The sequence below is a fragment of the Halomonas sp. C10-5 genome, assembly GCF_057169305.1.
The window spans coordinates 1,014,615-1,035,474 of the sequence record NZ_CP175665.1; the positions used below are offsets into that span (position 1 = coordinate 1,014,615).

The window sequence follows — 20,860 nt, forward strand, 5'->3', positions numbered from 1 at the left end:
CCAATAACTGCTCGCCGCGTTATCATGGAGCTTCAGCCTCGACATTCAGGAGCCCTGCATGAGCTTTCACGTCTATCTATCCGGCGAGATCCATACCGACTGGCGCGACGAGATCCGGCGTGGCGCCGAGGCGGCCGGCCTCGACGTGGTGTTCACCGCTCCGGTGACAGACCATGACGCCAGCGATGCCGCCGGCGACCACCTCGGCGAGACCCCCAGCCAGTTCTGGCGCGACCACCAGTCCTCCAAGGTCAACGCCATCCGTACCCGCACCCTGATCGAGCAGAGTGACATGGTGGTGGTGCGTTTCGGCGACAAGTACAAGCAGTGGAACGCGGCCTTCGACGCCGGCTACTGCGCGGCACTCGGCAAGCCCTACGTGACCCTGCATGGCGAGGAGATCGTCCATCCGCTCAAGGAGGTCGATGCCGAGGCCCAGGCCTGGTGCACCACCACCGACCAGGTGGTCGAGATCCTGCGCTACGTGCTCAAGGCCTGAGGTCGGTCGGCTACACTGGGGGCGTCACCCATCACAGGAGGACGCCCATGAGCCTGGCCCTCAAGCGCGCCTTCGAGGCGCCTGCCCCCGAGGATGGACACCGTGTGCTGGTCGACCGGCTATGGCCACGCGGCGTGGCCAAGGCCGACGCCCGTATCGATGACTGGCCGAAGGAGGTCGCTCCCAGCGACGCCCTACGCAAGGCCTTCCATGCCGGCGAGCTCGGCTGGGGCGAGTTCCGGCGCCGCTACCTGGCCGAGCTCAAGGCGTACCGCGAGACCCTGCGCCCATTGGCCGAGCGCGCCGCCCGGGAGCCCGTGACCCTGGTGTTCGCCGCCAGGGACGAGCGCCACAACAACGCCGTGGTGCTCGCCCAGTACCTGGCGATGCTCGACAGCGGTGCCCGCCACTGAAGGCGGCTGGCATTCGGTAGCGCTGATGACGACGCCGCCCTCGGCCAAGGCCGAGGGCGGCGTTACTTGCTGTGGAGATTGCCGGGGAGCGGGCTCAGAAGTTCATGAAGGGCTGGGCCTCGCCGTCGCGGAACTGGTAGACGTTCCATGCCTCCTGCTTGGGTCCCGGCATGCCGGGAGTGCCGATGGGCATGCCGGCAAGGCCGATGCCATCGGTGTCAGGGCGCTCCTCGAAGAGCCTCTCCAGCGCCTCCATGGGCACATGCCCCTCGATGACATACTCGCCCATCTCGATGGTGTGGCAGGAGCCCAGGCCATAGGGCAGGCCGGCGTCCTGCTTGACCTTGCCCAGCTCGACATCATCGACGATGGTCACCTCGACGCCATGCTCCTCGAGATGGCGGGCGTACTCGTCGCAGCAGCCGCACTGCGGGTTCTTGTAGAGGGTCGCCTCGGCGGGCAGGGCGGCGTGGGCGGTACCGGCACCCAGCAACAGCGACGCGGAGAAGAGCAGGGTGGGGGCGAAGCGAGTCATGCGCGGTCCTCCTGATGATGCCGGCAAGCGATCAAGGCCTTGCCATACATGAGTTGTCCTGATTGTCGATGCGACATTCTGCCCCGGTCGTGCTGTGGGCGAAATGATCCAGGGCAATGGCAGTCAAGGTGGCGACGGGTCTTCGCCACCGGGTGTCGTCACTGGGGGTCAGCGGGAGACGCGGCACCCTGCTTCAACTGCTCGCGTTGCTCGTCGGTGAGCAGGTCGAGCATCTTGCCGCGCATGCGCACCATCTCGGCCATCATCTCCCCCTGGAGCTCGCCCATCTGGCCATGCAGGCGCTCTACCTGCTCGGGATCGGGCGATTCGGCGTGCATCGCTTCCATCAGCTCCAGGCGCAGGTCCATCATCTTCCCCATGCGCTCGAACTGGGCGGGACGGTGCTGCTGGATCAGCTCGTGCATCTCGCTGCGCTGCTCGGGTTCGAGTCTGTGCATCATGCCCATGCCTTCGGCCGTCAGCGGGCAGGGCAGCATGCCGGGATGGCCGCCGCCCATCATGCCGGGGCCCATCGCGTGCTGTCCGTAGCCCATCATGCCTGGCCCCATACCGCCTTGGCCGTATCCCATCATCATGCCCGGGCCCATGCCGGCCTGGCCGTAGCCCATCATGCCCGGGCCCATGCCGCCCTGCTGCATGCCTTGAGCCGAGGCAGCGCCGCTGGCGGCGATGCCGAGGCCTGCAGCCAGTGCGATGGCAAGAATCTGCTTGTAGTTGCCCATGGTATTTCTCCTCATCCTGACGAGGGTAGGGACGTCACCTCCCGCGACAGGGGAGCGACGAGACTGGCATTCATCATGAGCTTACCAAACAGCGCGTAAAGCATCGCTCAATCGGGCGGTGATACAAGCGCGCACCGCGAAGCGGTGCTGAATGGATATTGCCTCGAACCCCTGATATCTTTCCAGTATGACAAAGCGTGCCTACAAAGAACGGTTCTACCCCACCCCCGAGCAGGCGGTGCTGCTGGCGCAGTCGTTCGGATGTACCCGTTTTGTCTGGAACAATACGCTGGCCTATCAGCAGCGCGGCGAGCCGGTGTCGCACGCCGCCGCAGAAAAGCGCCTGGTCGCGCTCAAGGCCAACTATCCCTGGTTGAAGGATGTCTCCAGCGTGATCCTGCAGCAGACGCTGCGCGATCAAAAGGCGGCCTTCGACAATTTTTTCAACCCCAAACTCAAGGCGCGCTATCCGCGCTTCAAGCGTAAGGACGGCCGGCAGTCGATCCGGCTGACTAAGGCGGCATTTAGCTATCGCGATGGCGAGATCACCATCGCCAAGACCACGGCGCCGCTGCCGATCCGCTGGAGCCGCCCGCTGCCCAGCGAACCCTCCAGCATCACGATTTCGCGGGATCGTGCCGGCCGCTATTTCATCAGCTGCCTGTGCGAGTTCGAGCCGGAGACGCTGCCGGTCACGCCGAAGATGGTAGGCATCGATCTCGGCCTGACCGACCTATTCATCACCAGCGAGGGCATGAAGTCGGGCAACCCGCGTCATCTCAAACGCTATGAGGCCAAGCTGGCCTATCTGCAACGCCGGTTGTCGAAAAAGCAGAAAGGCTCGCACAACCGCCACAAGCTGCGCCAGAAAGTGGCGCGGCTACATGCCAGGATCGCGGACTGCCGCCGCGATGCGATCCACAAAGCGACCCGCACGCTGATTAACGAAAACCAAGTGCTGTGTGTCGAATCGCTCAATATCGTGGGCATGGTAAAAAACCGTTCCTTGGCCAAGGCCATCAGCGATGCCGGCTGGGGAGAGTTTGTGCGCCAACTCGAATACAAGGCCGCCTGGGCGGGCCGGCAACTGGTGAAAGTCAGCCAGTGGCTGCCGAGCAGCAAGCGGTGCCACGGCTGTGGGCACCAAGTTGAGAAACTGCCGCTATCGCAACGCCATTGGCACTGCGAGGGCTGCGGCCAAGCCATCGACCGTGATATCAACGCGGCCAGAAATATCCGAACCGCCGGGCTGGCGGGGTTAGCCTGTGGAGCGACTGGAGCGGGGGCCGTGGCCTAGCCACGGCCTAGTGAAGGCGTGTCGAAGCAGGAAGGTTCTGGGGGTGACCTCAGAACCCTCGCCCAAAGCGCGAAGCGCGGCGGGCGGGGAGTGTCAGAACCTATGGGTTGCCTCATGGTCAAGGGCTGCCTGTCACGAATCACGGATGGATCAGTCGCTGTCGGCGGGATGTTGCGGCAGCGCTTCCACCAGGCCCAGCGCCACGCACAGGCGCACCAGCTCGGCCAGGTTGGCGGCGCCCAGCGCCTTCATGGCGCGCAGCCGGTAGACCTCCACCGTCTTGGGGCTGATCCCGAGATGGTCGGCCACCTCGCGGCTGGTCAGGCCCCGGGCCACGTGGACCAGGATCTGGCGCTCCTTGGGGCGCAGCGCCGCATAGCGTTCACGCAGTGCTTCCAGGCGGGAGAGGGCCTGGCGCGCCTGCTGGTGGGTCAGCAGAGCCTGCTGCACGGTATCGATCAGCTGCTGGTGGTTGAAGGGCTTCTCGAGGAAGTCGCGGGCCCCGGCCTTGAGGGCGGCGACGGCCATGGGCACGTCGCCGTGGCCGGTCATGAAGATGACCGGCGGGGTGTTCTCCCGCTCGGCGAGGCGCTGCTGCACCTGGAGGCCCGAGAGGCCGGGCATGCGCACGTCCAGCAGCACCGTGTCGAAGCCTGTAGGATCGGCGGCCAGGAAGGCCTCACCGTCGGGGAAGGGGCGGCTGGCGATGCCCACGGAATCCAGCAGCCAGGCCAGGGAGTCACGCAGGGCCTCATCGTCGTCGACGATGGCGATGCAGGGTGGAGCTGTGTCGGTCATGGGCGCGTCATGGCGTCGGCGTGGGAGGGTTCGGCGAGCAGTGTAGCGGCAAAGGTGGCGCCGCCGGAACCATCCGGCGAGAGCAGGCGCAGGTTGCCGCCCATGGCCTCCATCAGAGAGCGGCTGATGGCCAGGCCCATGCCCAGGCCCTCGGCCCGGCCCGAGTGGAAGGGGGCGAAGATGCTCTCTGCCTGGTCGACCGGTACCCCGGGGCCCCGGTCGTTGACCGTCAGGGTCACCTCGCGACGCCCACTGCGCCAGGCCCTGATCTCGACCCGCCCGGCGCGGGGCTGCTCGCGACTCGCCTCCAGGGCGTTGAGCAGCAGGTTGACCAGTACCTGTTCCAGCGCCACCGGGTCGGCGACCGCCCGTGGCAACGGGTCCGCGAGGACCAGTTCGAGGTCGACCCGGGCCTGCTGGTACTGCCATTCACAGAGCCGGCAGGCGGCGTCCACCACCTCGGCCAGCGTCACGGGGCGCGACCGGACCTGTCCCTTGCGCACGAAACTGCGGATATGGCGCAGGCGCTCCGCGAGGCGCTCTACCTGTGCCTGGATCCGCTCGAGAGGCAGGCGCAATGCCTCGGCGGGCTGGCCTGCATCGAGCTTGAGCAGGGCGCCGCTGGCGTAGTTGGCGATGGTGCCCAGTGGCTGGTTGAGCTCGTGGGCGATATTGGAGGCCAGCTCGCCGGTGGTCGCCAGCCGATTGGCATGGGCGATCTGCGCCTGATGCTGGCGCGCCTGCTCCTCGGCGGCCTGGCGCAGGCGGATATCGCGATTGAGCAACGACACATGGCCAGGCTCGGAGCCGGGGCCCGAGTGCGCCATGACCACGCTGAGTACCGGCACCGGCCCCTCGGGGCCGCGCATCTCCAGCTCCCCGCTCCAGGAGCCGTAGCGGGCCACGGCGGGCAACACGATATCGCGCAGGTCGGTCAGCGAGCCCTCGACATAGGCATCGGACAGGTGCACGGTACCGCCCGTGCGCGGCAGCTGCAGGAGATGGCGTGCGGCCTGGTTGGCGTAGAAGAGCCGCTCATCGTCATCCATGAACAGCACGAACTCGGTGGTCGACTCCACCACCCGCGCCAGGCGTTCGCGGTTGGCCTCGGCGTGGATGCGACGGCCCACGTCCCGGGAGACGCAGAGGATATCGAGCAGCTCGCCGCTCTGCGGGTCGCGCCGGGTGCGGCTGGTGGTCTCGAACCAGACGTAGTGGCCGTCCCGGGCGCGGAAGCGGTAGGTCTGCTGGTAGAAGCCGTCGTGGTAGTAGACCCGCGGCGACTTGTTGAGCAGGTCGGCCAGGTCGGCGGGGTGGAAGAGGTCGTAGGCGGAGACCCCGACCAGCTCCTCCGGCTCATAGCCGAGCAGGTCGCGGGCGGCGCGGGAGGCGTACAGGAAGGTGCCATCCCGGGCATGGCGCGAGATCAGGTCGGTGCTGCTCTCGGCCAGCCACTGGTAGTGGTCGCGCTGCGCCGCGAGGGCGCGGTTGTGCTCCTCCAGCTCGGCACAACGCGCCTCCAGGTCGGCCAGGCGGGTGGTGCTGTCGCCTTGCCTGGTCATCAGCGCGCCGGGTCGACCAGGCCGCCCAGCGAGGCATTGCGCCGGAACCAGCCGGCGATGCTGGCGCGGGGCAGGCGGGTGGGGAGCACCTCGTGGGGTACCGTCTCGGAGAGGAAGCAGGCGAAGTTGCCGGCCGCCGGCCGGACTCGAGCCACCTCGCGCTCGGGGTCGTCGGCAGCGAATATCAGCATCTCGCCGCCGCCGTCCTTGGGCCAGTCGGGATTGAGGTAGCCCACCGTGGAGATCACTCGGTTGGCGCGGCCACGGAAGCTGTCGAGATGCTTGCGATAGAAGGCCCCGGGCGGATAGTGGGCGAAGTGCGCCTCGTACTCGAAGAGCCCCAGGAACAGCGCCTGGTTGAGCGAATGCTGCAGTTCGCCCATGGCGGCCAGGTAGCGCCGCTGGGCCTGACTCTCGCGGTCGAGCCAGTGGATGGCGTCGCCGCGGATGTCGCGCCGCAGGGCGTGCTCGTTGCCGCGGCCGATACCGGCCGCGGCCAGGGCATCGCGCTCGGCGCGCTCGCATAGCTCGGCATGCAGGGCGGCGCAGACTCCGGCATCGAGTACCCCTTCGCCCAGGTACCAGCCCTGTTCCACCAGGGCGTTGATCAGGTGGGGCAGGGTCGCTGGGGACAGCACGGGAGGGGCATTCGGCGTGGCAATCTGCATTCGGCGTCGGGTCCGCGGCTCAGGTGGTGGCGTGCTGCTGGATGCGCAGCAGGCGATCGGGAAAATAGCACAGCGGCCCCGGAGGTTCGCGATGCAGGTCGATCGGCTGGCCGAAGCCCTCGGCCAGCAGTTCCACCAGCATCATCGCCGAGAGCCCCCAGATCACCTGGCCGTCGACGTGGTAGTTGGGCACATACCAGGGGCGGCCGTCCACCGGGATGACGTCGGTATGGTGGCGGCGATCCTCCAGGAACAGTACCAGCGGCACCTCGAAGATGATGTCCAGCTCGGTGGGGTCGGCGACCAGTGGCAGGTCGGGCGGAATAAGCCCCACGAAGGGAGTGACTCTCAGGCCATGCAGCGAGACCACCTCCGATAGCCGGCCGAGCAGCTCCACGCGCTGGGGGGGCAGGGCGATCTCCTCCTCGGACTCGCGCAGGGCGGTGGTCAGCAGGTCGGGATCGTGGGCCTCGCGCTTGCCACCGGGAAAGGCCACCTGGCCGCTGTGGGTATTGAGGTGAGCGGCGCGGCGGGTGAACAGCAGGGTCGGCTCGGGGCGGTCGACGATGGGCATCAGCACTGCCGCCTCGGCCAGACGCAGGGTCAGGCGGCTCGGGCGGTGCGCTTGCAGGCGTTCACGAAGTTTCTCTAACATGGAGTTTCCGTCGGGTTTGCTATCTTCTACCCGGCTGCCTTCCGCGGCGTCAAGCCCGCCCGCCTGCCTGGGAGCCCCATGAACTTCTGCAGCCACTGTGGCCATACCGTGCGTTTCGCGATCCCCCGAGGGGATGACCGCCCCCGCTACCTGTGTGACGAGTGCGGCACCATCCACTACCAGAACCCGCGGATCGTCGCCGGCACGCTGCCGGTGAGTGGCAGCCGGGTGCTGTTGTGTCGCCGCGCCATCGCCCCGCGCAAGGGCTACTGGACCCTGCCGGCAGGCTACATGGAGAATGCCGAGACTACCGTCGAGGCGGCCGCCCGGGAGACCCTCGAGGAGGCCTGCGCCGAGGTGACCGTGCATGGCCTCTACACACTGATCAACCTGCCGCATATCAACCAGGTCTACATGATGTTCCGGGCCGACCTGGTCGGCGGCTTCGACGCCGGGCCAGAGAGCCTCGAGGTGGCGCTCTTCGAGGAGCATGAGATTCCCTGGGACGAACTCGCCTTCCCGACCATCGAGCGCACCTTGCGGTACTTCTACCGCGACCGCCTGGAAGGCGACTTTCCGCTGCATATCAGCGACATCACCGCTGAGGATCGGGAACGCTACTTTGGTTCCGCCTGACTGGGGTTCCGCCTGACCCGCTCATGGGCTCGGCGTGACGGCGCCAGGGTCAGGCTACCCTCATTCGAACAGCTCCAGCCGCCAGGCGTCGAAGGCCGGCTCCTCGTAGGGGTGGGCCCGCTTCAGCGCCGCGATTGCCTCGCGGATCAGGGAATCCTCGCACACCAGCTCTACCTTGAGCTCCTCCACCCGCTCCAGCTCACCGACCCGCCCGATGTGCGGGTCGGCGCCCTCTAGCGGCCGGAACTGCCCGGTGCCCCGGGTCTGGAAACAGCACGCCTCGTAGTCACCGATGCGCCCGGCGCCGGTGGCGAATACCGCCTCCTTTACCGCCTCGGCGTCCTCCACGGGGACGAAGAAGGCCAGCTTGTACATGATCGCTCTCCTCGACTGTCTGTCGTCCACTCTCTTGTGCCATACCCCGGGCCGCCTCGTCAGCCCTTCGCCTGCCGTCGCAAAAAAATTCTGCGACAGGGGTGAACTTATTGTTCAACAAATGTACAAATATGTTGACCTGTACAGCTATGCGGCAGTCGCCGCCGGGTCGTTCCCCTGACCACACCAGGCCCTTTGCCGGGGCCACCGTGAACGAGGTGAGACCATGATCCACAAGAAGATGAAGACCGTTGGCTGGATGACCGCCGCTGCCGCAGGCGTGCTGCTTTCCGCCGCCGCCCAGGCCGACCATCACGGAATGAAGAAGGATATCGTCGATACCGCCGTGGAAGCCGGCCAGTTCGAGACCCTGGTGGCCGCGGTGCAGGCCGCCGGCCTGGTCGAGACCCTCAAGGGCGAGGGGCCCTTCACCGTATTCGCCCCCACCGACGAGGCCTTCGCCGCCCTGCCCGAGGGCACGGTGGAGTCGCTGTTGGAGGAGGAGAATCGCGACCAGCTTCAGTCGATCCTCACCTACCACGTGGTGTCCGGCAAGATCATGGCCGAGGACGCCATGGACGCCGACAGCGCCACCACCGTCCAGGGTCAGGACCTGACCATCACCACCATGGATGGCAGCGTGATGATCGATGACGCCACCGTCATCCAGGCCGATATCGAGACCAGCAACGGTGTCATCCACGTGATCGACAGCGTGCTGATGCCGGAGTGAGTTCCAGCGGGATACCGCTGATCCGCTAGTCCATGCTCTGTCCCTGCTTGCCGCCCCGCCCCGGGCGGCTTTTTTGTGCCGGGTGCCCCCTTGACGGCCGTCGCTGCGCCGGCAAGCCTGATGCTTCTGGCCACAGTGGGAGGAAACGCATGGAGTCGAGTCTGCAGAGCTGCCTGGCCGCAGTCGGGCTGACGCCGAGAGGTGAGCTCGAGCCGCTCTCGGGTGGCGATATCGCCGCGGTCTATCGCCTGGCCACCGGCCGTGGCGAGGTGGTGGTCAAGCGCGACGACGCCGAGCGCCTGGCGGGTGAGGCCGATGGGCTGCGTGCCCTGGCGGCGGCAGGCTCGGGACTGGTGGTGCCCGAGGTGCTGGCCGAAGGCGATGGCTGGCTGGTGATGGAGGCGCTTGAGGTGGCACCCGGTCGCCGTGATCCGGTGGCCCTGGGCGAGGGATTGCGACGGTTGCATGAGGCTACCGGCGAGCCCCATGGCTGGCCTTGCGACAACGCCTGCGGGCGGACTCCCCAGCCCAATGCGCCGCTCTCCGATGGCCGTGCCTTCCAGCGCGAGCGACGGCTGCTGCCGCTGGCCGAGGCGTGCCATGCGCAGGGTCTACTCGATCATCGATTGCGCGCCCGGGTGGAGGCCATCGCCCACGGTCTGGAGGCATGGCTGCCTGACGCCCCCGCGAGCCTGGTGCATGGTGACCTGTGGTCGGGCAACGTGCTCTTCACGACGTCGGGGCCTGCGCTGATCGACCCGGCGGTCTATCGCCACTATCCGGAGGTGGACCTGGCGATGCTGACCCTGTTCGGTGCGCCGGGCGAGGCCTTCCTCGAGGCCTACTGGGATGGCGAGCCGCCAGTGGAGTGGCCTCGCCGCGAGACGCTGTTCCAGCTCTACCCGCTGCTCAATCATCTGTTGCTGTTCGGCGGTGGCTACCGTGGAGCCGTGGAACGTGCGGTAGCGCGGCTGGAGGCCGGCATATCTTGAATGTTACTGCAGCGAGCGACGCAGGCGTGACAGGGCAATCACGAAGAAGCCGGCACCGATGGCGGCCAGGGCCAGCAGTTGGGGCCAGATAACCGCGACTCCGGCGCCGCGGAACAGCACCGCCTGGGCCAGTTGGATGAAGTGGGTGGTGGGGGCAGCGAGCATGATCTGCTGCACCAACTCGGGCATGCTCTCGCGAGGTGTCATGCCACCGGAGAGGATCTGCAGTGGGATAAGCACCAGGATGATCAGCAGGCCCAGCTGAGGCATCGATCGGGCCAGGGTGCCGAACAGGATGCCCATGGAGGTGGTGGCGAAAAGGTGCAGAGCGGCGCCGAGCAGGAACAGTTCCACCGAACCTCGCACCGGTACCTCCAGCCAGCCCTGGACTACCAGGCGCAGGGCCAGCGCCGAGGCGACCAGCACTACAGCGGTCATGGACCATACCTTGGCCAGCATGATCTCCAGTGGCGTGACCGGCATCACCAGCAGGTGCTCGATGGTGCCGTGTTCGCGTTCGCGGATCAGCGCGGCCCCGGTGAGGATGATCGACAGCATGGTGATCTGGTCGATCACCGAGTTGATCGCACCGAACCAGGCACGATCCAGATTGGGGTTGTAGGCGGTGCGTATCACCGCCTCCACCGGCATGACCGGTTCGGCGCGGTGGCGGGCCAGGAACTCGGCCACCTCGGCGTTCATGATCTGCTGGATATGGCCGGCGCCGGTAAAGGCCTGGGAGATCTGGGTGGCGTCGACGTTGAGCTGGATTGCGGCACCGCGTCCACCGAGCAGATCGCGCTGGAAGTCGGGGGGGATGTCCAGGGTGAAGGTAAAGCGACCACTATCCATGCCAGTGTCCATCTGTTCCCGGGTAATTGATTCGGGGGGTAGGAAGTAGGGCATTTGCAGGGCGTCGATCAGCCGCCAGGAGAGGGCCGAGGCGTCTTCGTTCACCACCCCGACGGTGGCGCGATGCGGCGACTCGGGCATGGCCGTGGCGCTGGTATGGATACTCAGGCTGAAGGCATAGAGGATCAGAAGTACCATCGCCGGGTCCCGGGCCAGGCTGCGCAGCTCCTTGATCCCCAGCTGCAGGATATTGCCCAGTGATGGCATCTTATTTCTCCTGGTCGCGCAGGCCGGCCACGCTGGCCAGCGTCAGTAGCGGAATCGCCACCAGCAGCGGCACGAAGTAGGGCCACAGCTCGGTGAAGCCCAGGGCCTTGGAGAATACTCCCCGCGTGATGATCAGGAAGTGCGTGGTGGGGTAGGCCTGGCCGATCAGGGCACTGATGCCCTCCATGGCCGAGACCGGGTGGAGCATTCCCGAGAATTGCACCGCTGGGATCAGGGTGAGAACCGCGGTGCCGAAGATGGCAGCGATCTGGCTGCGCAGCAGCGATGAGATCAGCAACCCCAGGCCGGTGGCACACAGCAGATAGAGCAGGGCGGCCAGGCCAAGGGTTGCCAGGCTGCCGCTGATGGGGACCTTGAAGACCCATATCGAAAGTGCCACCAGGGTGACGAAGTTGACCATGCCCATGGCCACGTAGGGCAGCTGCTTGCCGAGCAAGAACTCGGTACGGGTGACCGGCGTGACATAGAAATTGGTGATCGATCCCATCTCCTTTTCGCGCACCACGCCGAGCGCGGTGAGCATGGCCGGAATCATCATCAGCAGCAGTGGAATCACCGCCGGCACCATGGCGGGCAGGCTCTCCACGTCGGGGTTGTAGCGGTAGCGAAGGGCGATCTCCACACCCGGGGTTGCCACGGGAGCTCCCGACTCGCGAGCCAGGGTCTTCAGGAAGTGGGCATGCAGGCCCAAGGCGTAGCCCTTGATGGTATCGGCTCGGGTGGGCATGGCACCGTCGATCCAGAAGGCAATCTCGGGAACCGCGCCGCGCTTGAGGTCACGACCGAAGCTGGGTGGGATCTCCACCGCCAGGCTGATATCGCCACTGCGCATTCGTGCCTCCATCTCGGCCTGGCTGGTCAATGCCGGGCGTTCGGTGAAGTAGCGCGAACCGGCCAGGTTGAGGGCATAGGCCTGGCTGGTGGTGGTCTGGTCGTGGTCGAGGACCGCATAGTCGAGGTTCTCGACATCCAGGCTGATGCCGTAGCCGATGATGAACATCAGCAGTACGCTGCCGAACAGGGCCAGGATGCCGCGCAGTGGGTCGCGGCGCAGCTCCATGCTCTCCCGCCGGGCGTAGCTCATCAGACGCTTGAGACTGAAGACCGGCGGATCGCGCTGGGGGGCGGTCGACCCGGTTGCACGGGGCGTGGCCTGCAGGTCGGCGGGGGGATCGTCGGAGGCCTCCTCAAGCCAGGCGATAAAGGCCTCTTCGAGAGTGTCGGTGCCGCGTTCCTTGCGTAGCGCCTCGGGAGTGTCACAGGCCAGTACACGTCCCGCGTGCATCAGTGAGATCCGATCGCAGCGCTGGGCCTCGTTCATGAAGTGGGTGGAGATAAAGATGGTCACGCCCTCTTCCCGCGAGAGCCTGACCAGTTCGCGCCAGAAGGCATCCCGGGCCACCGGATCGACCCCGGAGGTGGGCTCGTCGAGGATCAGCATCTCGGGGCGGTGCAGCACGGCCACGGCCAGGGCGAGCCGCTGCCGAATGCCCAGCGGCAGCCCACCCGACAGGCTGTCGGCAACCGCTGTCAATGCGAAGCGCTCGAGCATCTCCTCGATACGCGCCTCGTGTCCGGCCTGGGGCAGATGGAAGAGCCGCGCGTGCAGAGCGAGGTTCTGGCGCACACTGAGCTCGCCATACAGGGAGAATGCCTGGGACATGTAGCCCACCCGGCGTCGGATCGCCAGATCCCGGGGATCGACCCGCTGGCCGAACAGCTCGGCCTCGCCTTCGCTTGCCGGCAGCAGGCCGGTGAGCATCTTCATGGTGGTGCTCTTGCCGCAGCCGTTGGAGCCTAGGAAACCGAAGATCTCGCCACGGGCGATGCGGAAGTCCACGCTGTCAACGGCGGTGAAGTGGCCGAAGCGCTTGGTCAGCCCGCGGGCCGCGATGGCGATGCTGTCGCAGGCGGTGCGTTGCGGGATGCTGACGGGGTGATGCTGGCGGCGCCTCGCCTCGGGCAGCAAGCCGATGAAGGCGTTCTCCAGATCGTGCGTCCCGGTGCGTTCCAGTAATTCTGCAGGCGACCCGCTGGCCAGGGGGCGGCCGGCATCCATGGCGACCAGGTGATCGAAGTGCTGGGCCTCATCCATATAGGCGGTGGCAACGATCACGCTCATCTCCGGGCGCGCTCTGCGGATGCCCGCGATCAGCGCCCAGAACTGACTGCGTGATAGCGGGTCGACACCGGTGGTGGGTTCGTCGAGGATCAACAGGTCAGGGTCGTGGATCAGCGCACAGCACAGCCCCAGCTTCTGTTTCATGCCGCCGGAGAGCTTGGCCGCCGGACGCTCGGTAAAGGAAGCCAGCCCCGTGGCGCGGGTCAGCGCCGCGATACGCCGATCCCGTTCGACGCCATCCTGACCGAACAGCCTGCCGAAGAACTCGAGATTCTCGCGTACCGATAGGGTGGGGTAGAGGTTCCGGCCCAGTCCCTGGGGCATATAGGCGATGCGCGGGCAGGTAAGGCGCCGGTGGTGGGCATCGCGCATGTCACCGCCCAGTACCACGATTCGACCCTGCTGCAGGCGTCGAGCCCCGGCGAGCAGCGCCAGCAGGCTGGACTTGCCTACCCCGTCGGGGCCGATCAAGCCGACCATCTGGCCGGCCGGAAGGTCCATGCTGATATTGTCCAGGGCGAGGGTTTCGCCGTAGCGCTGGGTTACCCCCGCGATGCTGGCCACCTGAGCTGCCTGCTGCGGACTCATGGCGTGACTCGGATCTCGAGGGTGTCGGGCCAGTTGGCTGCGTCGTCGAGCTTCAGGTAGGCCAGGCCCGGCAGCCCGGTCTTGACCTGTTCGATATGACGGCGCAACAGCTCGGGATCGATCCTGGCGCGCACGCGAAACATCAGCTTCTCACGCTCGCTCTCGGTCTCCACGCTCTTGGGGGTGAACTGGGCGACGCTGGCCACATAGCTGACATGCGCGGGGATCACGTATTCCGGCGCGGCGTCCAGCACCAGGCGGGCCTCGTCGCCGATGGCCACCCGGCCCGCCTCTCGGGTGGGCAGGAAGAAGGTCATGTAGACGTTGGTGAGATCGACCAGGTTGAGCACCTTGCCCCCGGTCCCCAGTACCTCGCCGGGCTCGGTGATCCGGTACTGCACGCGGGCCAGGCGGTCTGCCGTCAGCACGCTGTCATCCAGGTCGGCCTGGATACGCGTCAGGGTCGCTTCACTGGCCTCGACCTGGGACTGGGCTTCTATCACCTGGGACTCGGTGGCGCGGATGGCGGCACGGGCGGAGAGCACCTGGGCATTCGCCGAGGCCAGGCCCGCCTGCTGGCTCTGCCAGGCGGCCAGGGTGTCATCGAACTGCTGTCGCGAGATGGCATTACGCTCCACCAGGCTGGTGGCGCGCTCGTAGCGCTTGCGTGCCGCCTCGAGCTCGGCCTGGCGCTGGCTGACCACCGCCTGGGCGGCGCTCAGCTCGCTCTCGCGGAGTGCCACCATGGCCCGGGCCGTTTCCAGGGCATTCTCGGCGCGGCGCCGCTGGGCCCGGGCCTGGGCGAGTTCGGCCTCCAGGGTCGCGGTATCCATGCGGGCAACTGCTTGGCCGGTCTCGACGATCTCGCCTTCGTCGACCAGTACCTCGGCAAGGCGACCGGGAAGCCGCGTGGCAACATCGATCTCGGTGGCTTCAATTCGGCCATTTCCCGATGTCAGGCCCGGATGCTCGGTTTCCGGCTGCAGGGCCCACCAGGCTACCCCTGCCAGCAAGGCAAGCGCTGCCATGACAAGGACCGCCTTCAGCAAGCGCCCGGTAACGCGTTTGCCCATGCCGATTCTCCCCATTCCTGAAACTCCCTTGATGATGCACGTTATCCGCCGGAGGTGTCGTGAGCTATATCAAGGAGCTGTGGCATCTTGATGATCTACTGGTCATCCAGAACCTCTATCGCCCAGCCTGTCAGAACTTCGACGAGCTCATCGCTTGCCACACCGAAGGCCATCACCGCCGCCTCGGGCGTGGCGTCGCTGGCCTCGGCCATGGTCTCGAAGCGGCGGCTGGCCAGCAGCTTGCGACTGGATTCGTCGATCAGCTGGGCGTCCAGGCGAACCACGGCCCGGCGAGCATCGCCATCGAGGCGCAGGTGAAAGGCGGCAAGATGGCCGCTCAGGACCGCGTCGCTGCGTGCGTTGCTGTTATCGTCGATGACGCCATTCAGGCGTCCCGCATGACGAAAGGCCTCGAGCAGCCGCTCCTGAAGGAGTCGCGGGGCATCGTCCCGCCAGCGCACGCCGGCCCAGGCCTCGTATTCGTCCGGGGCAGGCATCACCAGCAGCCGGTTGCCGCCGTGAGGCGCGCTGGCGGTCAGCGAATCGATGCGCAGGGTAGCGCTTGTGGCCGGGCCCGAGGCATCGATATCGGTACCCCCGGGCAGCGCGAACAGCCGCTGGGGCTCGCGCTCGGGCAGGATCGTGCAGCCGGCCGCAAGCACCAGCAGCAGGGCCAGCAGCGTGGGGGCAAGGTGGCGTGGGCTCATGGGCTGGCCTCTCATGTGTGTACGTTCAAGGGGTGTACTTTCAAGGGTCGTACTGGGGCAGCGGGTCGCGGCCCAGCAGGGTGTCGGCGGGGCTATCCTCGAGGCGCCGCACCAGGCGGTTGAGGGCGCGCAGCGCGGCGTGCAGTTCCCGCATGGCAGGATCGAGCTCGCCGATGCCCTGCAGTCCGCGGGCGATCTCCTGTTCGTGGTCGGCGGTCAGGCGGGCCAGCCGGCCGGCACCCTCTTCCAGGGAGGCCATGGCGCGCTCGGCGCGGCTCAGGGTGCGCCGGCCCTCCTCGTCGAGAAGCCGGTCGGCACGCTCGCCAAGTCGGGCGTAGGTCGCAAGCGTCGCCTCGGCCTGGATCAGGGTGGCTTCAACGCGCTCGCCGAGGGCCGCAAGGTCGAGCTCGTCGCCGGAGAGGCGGGCGGTGGCCTGCTCCAGGTTGGCCAGGCTCCGCGACAGGTGCGCGACGTTGTCATCGGAGAGCAGCTCGCTGGCGCCATCGAGCAGGCGATTGAAGCGGATCATCAGCTGTTCGCTGTTGCTGAGCAGCGAGCTCAGTGGTGAGGGGCGGGCCCGGATCACCGGTGGGTTCTCGCGATTGCCCACCAGGCGCTCGCTCTCCGGGGTGCCGCCATAGAGCTGGATGTTCATGCTGCCGGTGATATTGGCGAGTGCCAGGCTGGCGCGGGTATCGGCCTTGATCGGCACGCTGGCATCGATACGGATCAGCGCGCGCACCCGGCGTGGATCCTTGGGGTCGAGGTGCAGTTCGGCCACGTTGCCCACCTCGATGCCGCTGTACTGCACGGCGTTGCCCTCGGCCAGGCCGCTGACCGCCCGGTCGAAGACCACCTCGTACCAGGTGTCATTGCGGTCGAGACTCGACTTGCCCATCCATAACGCGAACAGCAGGGCGCCACCCAGGGCGAGCACGGTGAACAGGCCGATCAGCACGTGGTGGGCGCGGGGCTCCATGGTCAACTCTCCTTGGCGGTGCGAGCGGCGCCTTCGGCCGCGCGGCCACGTGGGCCGTGAAAGTAGTCGCGAATCCAGTCATCATCGGTGGCCGCCACGCTCTCGAGGCGGTCGGCCACCAGCACGTGCCCGTGGGCCAGCACCGCTACCCGGTCGCAGGCCGTGTAGAGCGTATCCAGGTCGTGGGTGACCAGGAACACGCTCAGCCCCAGGGCGTCACGCAGGGTCAGCAGCAACTGGTCGAAGGCGGCCGCCCCGATCGGGTCCAGGCCCGCGGTGGGCTCATCCAGGAACAGGACCTCGGGGTCCAGCGTCAGGGCGCGGGCCAGGGCGGCGCGCTTGATCATGCCGCCGGAGAGCTCGGACGGGTACTGGGTGGCGGCCTGGCCCGGCAGTCCGGCCAGGGCCAGCTTGAGCCGTGCCAGCGCCTCGGCCTCGGGCCGGGGCAGGCCGGCATGCTCGATCAGCGGCAGGGCGACGTTCTCGGCCAGGGTCAGCGAGGTGAACAGTGCCCCGCGCTGGAAGAGCACGCCGAAGCGCTGCTCTAGGTGCGAGCGCTCTGCGGCGGCCAGGCGCTGCAGGTCCTGGCCGAACACCTCGATGCTGCCGGCGCTGGGGCGCAGAAGGCCGACGATGCTGCGCAAGAGTACCGACTTGCCGGTGCCGGAGCCGCCCACCACGCCGAGGATCTCACCCGGGTAGAGGTCCAGGTCCAGCCCCTGGTGCACGACATGGCGGCCGAAGCGGTTCTCCAGGTCGCGCACGCGAATCAGTGGTTGCGGCATCTCGCTCACCAGCCCATCTCCATGCAGAACAGCGCGGCCACCGCATCGAGCAGGATCACCATGAAGATCGACTGCACCACGCTCGAGGTGGTGTGTTCGCCCACCGACTGGGCGCTGCCGCTGACCTTGAAGCCCTCCAGGCAGCCGATCACCGCGACCACGAAGGCGAACAGCGGCGCCTTGCCGATGCCCACCAGGAAGTGCTGCACGGCGATGTCGCGTTCGAGGATGGCCAGGAACTGGGCCGCCGAGATGTCCAGGGCCACCAGGCAGACCATGGCGCCGCCGAGGATGCCGCTGAGCATCCCCACGAAGGTGAGGATCGGCAGGCTGATGCAGAGTGCCGCCACCCGCGGCAGCACCAGCAGTTCCACCGGGTCGAGGCCCAGGGTGCGCAGGGCGTCGAGTTCCTCGTTGGCCTTCATGGCGCCGAGCTGGGCGGTGAAGGCGCTGGCGGTACGCCCGGCCAGCAGGATAGCGGCCAGGATCACGCCGAACTCGCGCAGGAAGGCGTAGGCCACCAGGTGGACCGTGTAGAGGGTGGCGCCGAAGTCGCGCAGCACCGTGGCGCCGAGAAACGCCACCACCGCCCCCACCAGGAAGGTGAGCAGGGCGACGATGGGCAGGGCATCCAGGCCGGTCTGGTGGACCTGGGCGACCACCGAGGTGAGGCGCCAGCGCCTGGGCCGCCAGAGGCTGGTGGCCAGGCTGGCGAGAACCTGGCCGATAAAGCCGAGCAGCTGCGTCTGCTGACGGCCGATGCCTTCCATGCGGCGTCCGATATCGGCCAGCGGGCCGCGCAGGAGATGGGGGCGTGGCGCGGCCGGCGCCTCGCAGCGGGTGAGTGCCTCGCCCACCGCTCGCAGCAGGGCTCGGCGTTCGGCGGGCAGTCCCGGGGCCCACTCATCGATTCCAGCCAGATACTCGGCACCGGTGAGCTCGGCAAGCAGGGCGGCACCTGCGGTATCGATGGCGGCGATCTCGTCAAGCGACTCGGGAGCTCCGGCTCCCGCTCGGCGAGCCTCATCGATGCGGTGGCGTAGGTTGGTGTGGTGCTCGAGGGTCCAGTCGCCACGCGGGCGCGGGGTGCCCGCCTCGAGGAGCAGCTCTCCGGGTTGCGATGCCAACTCAGGGCTCCTCGGCGGCGAGGAAGCGACGCAGCGGCTCGACCTGGCTGTCGCGATCGAGGAAGGGGGCATGACCGCAGCCGGCCGCCTCCAGGGTGATGAGTCCGGGCTGGGTCTCGGCCATGCGCGCCACCGTGGTGGCGGCGAGCAGGGGCGAGTCGGCGCCGCGGATCACCATCGCCGGGCAACGCAGGGCGTGCCAGTCGGCCCACAGGTCCCGCGGGGTATCGTGGGCAAACTGCACGGTGATGTCAGGGTCGTAGTGGAAACTCCAGCGCCCGTCGGGCAGGCGGCGTGCGCTCTCCAGCGCCAGGCAACGCCAGGTGTCGTCATCGACGATGCCGAAGCCGGCATAGTGATGGCGCAGCTCCACCGCGAGGCCCTGGAAGGTCGGAAATTCATGGGGACGCGAGAAATAGTCGCCGAGCTCCGCCAGGCCGGCCGGCTCGAGTTCGGGCCCGATATCGTTGAGCACCAGGCGCTCGATGCGCGAGGCGGTGGCCGGCTCGGCGGCCAGGCGCAGGCCCAGCAGGCCGCCCATGGAGGTGCCCAGCCAGGCTACGCGCTCGAGGGCGAAGTGGTCGAGCAGGACGCGGGCGATCTCGGCGTAGCGGGCGTAGGTGTAGTCGTGTTCGGGGCGGGTCGACCAGGCCGAGAGTCCACGCCCCGGGGTGTCCGGTGCCAGCACCCGCCACTCGGGGCCGAGGCGTTGGGCGAGGGCCGCGAAATCACCACCGTGACGGGCCAGGCCGTGCCAGGCCACCAGGGTGCGGGAGGCCGCGGGGTGCCAGACCCTCACGCCGACGTCGAGATCGTCTACGCTGATCCATTCAAGGTGCTGCATGCTGCGCCTCCGCCGCCGGGGTTACCACGATATGCCATATTTATCCTCGATGATAAGGTGGAATCGATCCACGAACATGCGACAATGTATGTATATCAACCTTCCATCGATCGAGGATGAGCCGATGACGTCACCCTGCCCGTCGCTTTGTGCCCGCCCTGCACGAGTGTTGCGCCGCGCCCTGCTGCCGATGATGGTGGCTTCCGCCCTGGCGGCACCTGCCCAGGCGGCGGACCTGCTGACCATCGCCCAGGACGCCCTGCAGAACAACGCCGAGCTGGCCTCGGCGCGCTCCCAGACCAGCGGCGTCGAGGCGGGGCGTGACGTGGAGAGGGCCGACCTGCTGCCCCAGGTCAGTGCTTCCGGCAACCTCACCCATAACCGCCAGTACGATGCACAGTCCAGCCCTGGGCAGCCGCAGGGAGATGACAACGTCAACCGCTTCGGAATCACCCTCGAGGCCACCCAGGCGCTGTTCAATGCCATCGATAGTCGCCAGGTGGAGCGCAGCGAGCGTGAGATCGACCAGCAACTCTATCGCCTGGCTGCCACCGAGCAGGGCGTGCTGATCAACGTGTCGAGCGCCTACTTCGAGATCCTGCGTGCCCATGAGGTGCTGGAGGCGCGCCGTGCCCAGGAGCGCGCCATCAACCGCCAGCTCGAGCAGGCCCGTGAGCAGTTCGAAGTGGGCCTGATCGCCATCACCGAGGTGGAGGAGGCCAAGGCGGCCTTCGACCAGGCCAGGGCGATCCGCATCGCCGCCGAGAGCGACCTGCAGGTGCGCTTCGAGGCCCTGGAGCGGCTTACCGGGCAGCGCTACGAGAGCATCGACGCCCTGGGCGAGGAACTTGCCATCGCCCCACCCGCACCGACCGATCGCGGTGCCTGGGTGGAGCTGGCCATGCAGAACAACCCCCAGGTACTGGCCAGCCAGGCCGGCATCGAGGTGTCGCGCAGTGCGGTGGAGATCGCCCGCGCCGGGCGCCTCCCCCAGGTCAACGCCTTCGCCAACTACAACTATTCGGACAGCGATGCCGATGGCATCGACGGACATGACTCGAGTAGCCAGGTTGGGGTGGGGGTCAGCCTGCCCCTCTATACCGGCGGACGCACCAGCGCCTCGGTGCGTCAGAACACCTATCTGCTGGAGTCCTCCCAGTACGACTTCGAGGATCAGCGGCGCAGCACCATCCAGGATGTACGCTCCAGCTATACCCGGGTGACCAACGACGTCTCCACGGTGGAGGCGCGTGCCCAGGCGGTAGTCTCCAACCAGAGCGCCCTGGATGCCACCCGCGCCGGCTACGAGGTGGGCACCCGCAATATCGTCGATGTGCTCAACGCCGAGCAGAACCTCTACAACGCCATCGCTGAACTGGCCAGCGCCCGCTACGACTACGTGATCAACCTGCTGACGCTGCGTCAGCAGGCCGGCACCCTCGACGAGGAGGCCCTGGCCGAGGTCAACGCCTGGCTCGATGGCGGCAGCGTTGATTTTCAGCTACCGGACGAGGGTGGGAGCGACCCGGTGATGGATATCGGCGAGCGCCCCACGCCCTAGCGGCAGGTATTGCGGGCATTGGCCGTCT

At 67.3% G+C, this 20,860-nt stretch carries 22 protein-coding genes; 7 read left to right on the forward strand and 15 right to left on the reverse strand.

Annotated features, from left to right (window positions below; translation table 11 throughout):
• Nucleotides 1-58: 58 nt before the first annotated feature.
• Both ACJ7IV_RS04755 and ACJ7IV_RS04760 read left to right on the forward strand, forming a co-directional pair.
• Entirely contained in the window at nucleotides 59-499 is a 441-nt protein-coding gene (locus ACJ7IV_RS04755; RefSeq protein WP_023005146.1) for a YtoQ family protein, read from the forward strand.
• Between the two features lie 47 nt (nucleotides 500-546).
• A complete protein-coding gene (locus ACJ7IV_RS04760) occupies nucleotides 547-912 on the forward strand; it encodes a DUF488 domain-containing protein (protein ID WP_483866005.1) in 366 nt (121 codons plus the stop codon).
• 94 nt (nucleotides 913-1,006) lie between these two features.
• On the opposite strand, the gene ACJ7IV_RS04765 is transcribed toward ACJ7IV_RS04760, so the two are convergent.
• Nucleotides 1,007-1,447, reverse strand: a complete 441-nt coding sequence (locus ACJ7IV_RS04765; protein ID WP_483866006.1) for a DUF411 domain-containing protein — start codon at nucleotides 1,445-1,447, stop codon at nucleotides 1,007-1,009.
• 158 nt (nucleotides 1,448-1,605) lie between these two features.
• On the reverse strand, nucleotides 1,606-2,190 hold the full coding sequence (locus ACJ7IV_RS04770) for a Spy/CpxP family protein refolding chaperone (RefSeq protein WP_483866007.1): 585 nt from the start codon (nucleotides 2,188-2,190) through the stop codon (nucleotides 1,606-1,608).
• 187 nt (nucleotides 2,191-2,377) lie between these two features.
• On the opposite strand from ACJ7IV_RS04770, the gene ACJ7IV_RS04775 reads away from it, so the two are divergent.
• The gene (locus ACJ7IV_RS04775) at nucleotides 2,378-3,487 is read left to right on the forward strand and encodes an RNA-guided endonuclease InsQ/TnpB family protein (protein ID WP_483866008.1); all 1,110 of its coding nucleotides are present in this window, start codon (nucleotides 2,378-2,380) and stop codon (nucleotides 3,485-3,487) included.
• A 150-nt stretch (nucleotides 3,488-3,637) separates the two neighbouring features.
• Here the strand turns inward: ACJ7IV_RS04775 and ACJ7IV_RS04780 are convergent, their stop codons facing one another.
• Genes ACJ7IV_RS04780 through ACJ7IV_RS04795 form a run of 4 tightly spaced genes read right to left on the reverse strand, consistent with a single transcriptional unit; the run spans nucleotide 3,638 to nucleotide 7,170 of the window.
• Nucleotides 3,638-4,285 (reverse strand): response regulator transcription factor, encoded by a 648-nt coding sequence (locus ACJ7IV_RS04780; RefSeq protein ID WP_483866009.1) that lies wholly within the window; start codon nucleotides 4,283-4,285, stop codon nucleotides 3,638-3,640.
• Nucleotides 4,282-5,847, reverse strand: a complete 1,566-nt coding sequence (locus tag ACJ7IV_RS04785; protein WP_483866010.1) for a PAS domain-containing sensor histidine kinase — start codon at nucleotides 5,845-5,847, stop codon at nucleotides 4,282-4,284. Before ACJ7IV_RS04785 ends, ACJ7IV_RS04780 begins: the two co-directional genes overlap by 4 nt.
• Nucleotides 5,847-6,515, reverse strand: a complete 669-nt coding sequence (locus tag ACJ7IV_RS04790; protein WP_483866011.1) for a 2OG-Fe(II) oxygenase — start codon at nucleotides 6,513-6,515, stop codon at nucleotides 5,847-5,849. Before ACJ7IV_RS04790 ends, ACJ7IV_RS04785 begins: the two co-directional genes overlap by 1 nt.
• A gap of 19 nt (nucleotides 6,516-6,534) precedes the next feature.
• Nucleotides 6,535-7,170: a CoA pyrophosphatase gene (locus ACJ7IV_RS04795; RefSeq protein WP_483866012.1), complete on the reverse strand. Its 636-nt coding sequence runs from the start codon at nucleotides 7,168-7,170 to the stop codon at nucleotides 6,535-6,537.
• A gap of 78 nt (nucleotides 7,171-7,248) precedes the next feature.
• Between ACJ7IV_RS04795 and ACJ7IV_RS04800 the strand changes: the two genes are divergently transcribed.
• Nucleotides 7,249-7,806, forward strand: a complete 558-nt coding sequence (locus ACJ7IV_RS04800) for an NUDIX hydrolase (protein WP_483866013.1) — start codon at nucleotides 7,249-7,251, stop codon at nucleotides 7,804-7,806.
• Between the two features lie 60 nt (nucleotides 7,807-7,866).
• Here ACJ7IV_RS04800 and ACJ7IV_RS04805 read toward each other — a convergent pair whose 3' ends face one another.
• Nucleotides 7,867-8,181, reverse strand: coding sequence for an NGG1p interacting factor NIF3 (locus tag ACJ7IV_RS04805; protein WP_483866014.1), 315 nt, complete (start codon nucleotides 8,179-8,181; stop codon nucleotides 7,867-7,869).
• 226 nt (nucleotides 8,182-8,407) lie between these two features.
• On the opposite strand from ACJ7IV_RS04805, the gene ACJ7IV_RS04810 reads away from it, so the two are divergent.
• Together ACJ7IV_RS04810 and ACJ7IV_RS04815 are read left to right on the forward strand one after the other, a co-directional pair.
• The gene (locus ACJ7IV_RS04810; RefSeq protein ID WP_483866015.1) at nucleotides 8,408-8,914 is read left to right on the forward strand and encodes a fasciclin domain-containing protein; all 507 of its coding nucleotides are present in this window, start codon (nucleotides 8,408-8,410) and stop codon (nucleotides 8,912-8,914) included.
• Between the two features lie 149 nt (nucleotides 8,915-9,063).
• On the forward strand, nucleotides 9,064-9,906 hold the full coding sequence (locus ACJ7IV_RS04815; protein WP_483866016.1) for a fructosamine kinase family protein: 843 nt from the start codon (nucleotides 9,064-9,066) through the stop codon (nucleotides 9,904-9,906).
• Between the two features lie 3 nt (nucleotides 9,907-9,909).
• Here the strand turns inward: ACJ7IV_RS04815 and ACJ7IV_RS04820 are convergent, their stop codons facing one another.
• The 8 genes from ACJ7IV_RS04820 to ACJ7IV_RS04855 form a co-directional block, all read right to left on the reverse strand.
• Nucleotides 9,910-11,025, reverse strand: a complete 1,116-nt coding sequence (locus ACJ7IV_RS04820) for an ABC transporter permease (RefSeq protein ID WP_483866017.1) — start codon at nucleotides 11,023-11,025, stop codon at nucleotides 9,910-9,912.
• Between the two features lies 1 nt (nucleotide 11,026).
• Nucleotides 11,027-13,756, reverse strand: a complete 2,730-nt coding sequence (rbbA, locus tag ACJ7IV_RS04825) for a ribosome-associated ATPase/putative transporter RbbA (protein ID WP_483866018.1) — start codon at nucleotides 13,754-13,756, stop codon at nucleotides 11,027-11,029.
• Nucleotides 13,753-14,784, reverse strand: coding sequence for an HlyD family secretion protein (locus ACJ7IV_RS04830; RefSeq protein ID WP_483866019.1), 1,032 nt, complete (start codon nucleotides 14,782-14,784; stop codon nucleotides 13,753-13,755). Before ACJ7IV_RS04830 ends, rbbA begins: the two co-directional genes overlap by 4 nt.
• Before the next feature lie 140 nt (nucleotides 14,785-14,924).
• On the reverse strand, nucleotides 14,925-15,536 hold the full coding sequence (locus ACJ7IV_RS04835; RefSeq protein ID WP_483866020.1) for an ABC-type transport auxiliary lipoprotein family protein: 612 nt from the start codon (nucleotides 15,534-15,536) through the stop codon (nucleotides 14,925-14,927).
• Nucleotides 15,537-15,576: 40 nt separating this feature from the next.
• A complete protein-coding gene (locus ACJ7IV_RS04840) occupies nucleotides 15,577-16,515 on the reverse strand; it encodes an MlaD family protein (protein ID WP_483866021.1) in 939 nt (312 codons plus the stop codon).
• A gap of 2 nt (nucleotides 16,516-16,517) precedes the next feature.
• Nucleotides 16,518-17,300, reverse strand: a complete 783-nt coding sequence (locus tag ACJ7IV_RS04845; protein ID WP_483866544.1) for an ABC transporter ATP-binding protein — start codon at nucleotides 17,298-17,300, stop codon at nucleotides 16,518-16,520.
• Nucleotides 17,301-17,305: 5 nt separating this feature from the next.
• Complete coding sequence (locus tag ACJ7IV_RS04850; protein ID WP_483866022.1) at nucleotides 17,306-18,427, reverse strand: MlaE family ABC transporter permease; 1,122 nt, start codon at nucleotides 18,425-18,427, stop codon at nucleotides 17,306-17,308.
• Nucleotide 18,428: 1 nt separating this feature from the next.
• Entirely contained in the window at nucleotides 18,429-19,271 is an 843-nt protein-coding gene (locus ACJ7IV_RS04855; protein WP_282038193.1) for an alpha/beta fold hydrolase, read from the reverse strand.
• A gap of 124 nt (nucleotides 19,272-19,395) precedes the next feature.
• On the opposite strand from ACJ7IV_RS04855, the gene ACJ7IV_RS04860 reads away from it, so the two are divergent.
• Complete coding sequence (locus tag ACJ7IV_RS04860) at nucleotides 19,396-20,832, forward strand: TolC family outer membrane protein (protein WP_483866023.1); 1,437 nt, start codon at nucleotides 19,396-19,398, stop codon at nucleotides 20,830-20,832.
• Nucleotides 20,833-20,860: the final 28 nt, after the last annotated feature.

What these genes read in the sequence shown, in the direction of transcription:
- ACJ7IV_RS04860 (WP_483866023.1), top strand. Translation starts at nt 19,396, where the DNA reads ATGACGTCACCCTGCCCGTCGCTTTGTGCCCGCCCTGCACGAGTGTTG.
- ACJ7IV_RS04800 (WP_483866013.1), top strand. Translation starts at nt 7,249, where the DNA reads ATGAACTTCTGCAGCCACTGTGGCCATACCGTGCGTTTCGCGATCCCC.
- ACJ7IV_RS04830 (WP_483866019.1), bottom strand. Translation starts at nt 14,784, where the DNA reads ATGGCAGCGCTTGCCTTGCTGGCAGGGGTAGCCTGGTGGGCCCTGCAG.
- ACJ7IV_RS04785 (WP_483866010.1), bottom strand. Translation starts at nt 5,847, where the DNA reads ATGACCAGGCAAGGCGACAGCACCACCCGCCTGGCCGACCTGGAGGCG.
- ACJ7IV_RS04855 (WP_282038193.1), bottom strand. Translation starts at nt 19,271, where the DNA reads ATGCAGCACCTTGAATGGATCAGCGTAGACGATCTCGACGTCGGCGTG.
- rbbA (WP_483866018.1), bottom strand. Translation starts at nt 13,756, where the DNA reads ATGAGTCCGCAGCAGGCAGCTCAGGTGGCCAGCATCGCGGGGGTAACC.
- ACJ7IV_RS04790 (WP_483866011.1), bottom strand. Translation starts at nt 6,515, where the DNA reads ATGCAGATTGCCACGCCGAATGCCCCTCCCGTGCTGTCCCCAGCGACC.
- ACJ7IV_RS04810 (WP_483866015.1), top strand. Translation starts at nt 8,408, where the DNA reads ATGATCCACAAGAAGATGAAGACCGTTGGCTGGATGACCGCCGCTGCC.
- ACJ7IV_RS04775 (WP_483866008.1), top strand. Translation starts at nt 2,378, where the DNA reads ATGACAAAGCGTGCCTACAAAGAACGGTTCTACCCCACCCCCGAGCAG.
- ACJ7IV_RS04815 (WP_483866016.1), top strand. Translation starts at nt 9,064, where the DNA reads ATGGAGTCGAGTCTGCAGAGCTGCCTGGCCGCAGTCGGGCTGACGCCG.
- ACJ7IV_RS04770 (WP_483866007.1), bottom strand. Translation starts at nt 2,190, where the DNA reads ATGGGCAACTACAAGCAGATTCTTGCCATCGCACTGGCTGCAGGCCTC.
- ACJ7IV_RS04765 (WP_483866006.1), bottom strand. Translation starts at nt 1,447, where the DNA reads ATGACTCGCTTCGCCCCCACCCTGCTCTTCTCCGCGTCGCTGTTGCTG.
- ACJ7IV_RS04845 (WP_483866544.1), bottom strand. Translation starts at nt 17,300, where the DNA reads ATGCCGCAACCACTGATTCGCGTGCGCGACCTGGAGAACCGCTTCGGC.
- ACJ7IV_RS04805 (WP_483866014.1), bottom strand. Translation starts at nt 8,181, where the DNA reads ATGTACAAGCTGGCCTTCTTCGTCCCCGTGGAGGACGCCGAGGCGGTA.
- ACJ7IV_RS04820 (WP_483866017.1), bottom strand. Translation starts at nt 11,025, where the DNA reads ATGCCATCACTGGGCAATATCCTGCAGCTGGGGATCAAGGAGCTGCGC.
- ACJ7IV_RS04755 (WP_023005146.1), top strand. Translation starts at nt 59, where the DNA reads ATGAGCTTTCACGTCTATCTATCCGGCGAGATCCATACCGACTGGCGC.
- ACJ7IV_RS04780 (WP_483866009.1), bottom strand. Translation starts at nt 4,285, where the DNA reads ATGACCGACACAGCTCCACCCTGCATCGCCATCGTCGACGACGATGAG.
- ACJ7IV_RS04840 (WP_483866021.1), bottom strand. Translation starts at nt 16,515, where the DNA reads ATGGAGCCCCGCGCCCACCACGTGCTGATCGGCCTGTTCACCGTGCTC.
- ACJ7IV_RS04835 (WP_483866020.1), bottom strand. Translation starts at nt 15,536, where the DNA reads ATGAGCCCACGCCACCTTGCCCCCACGCTGCTGGCCCTGCTGCTGGTG.
- ACJ7IV_RS04760 (WP_483866005.1), top strand. Translation starts at nt 547, where the DNA reads ATGAGCCTGGCCCTCAAGCGCGCCTTCGAGGCGCCTGCCCCCGAGGAT.
- ACJ7IV_RS04795 (WP_483866012.1), bottom strand. Translation starts at nt 7,170, where the DNA reads ATGTTAGAGAAACTTCGTGAACGCCTGCAAGCGCACCGCCCGAGCCGC.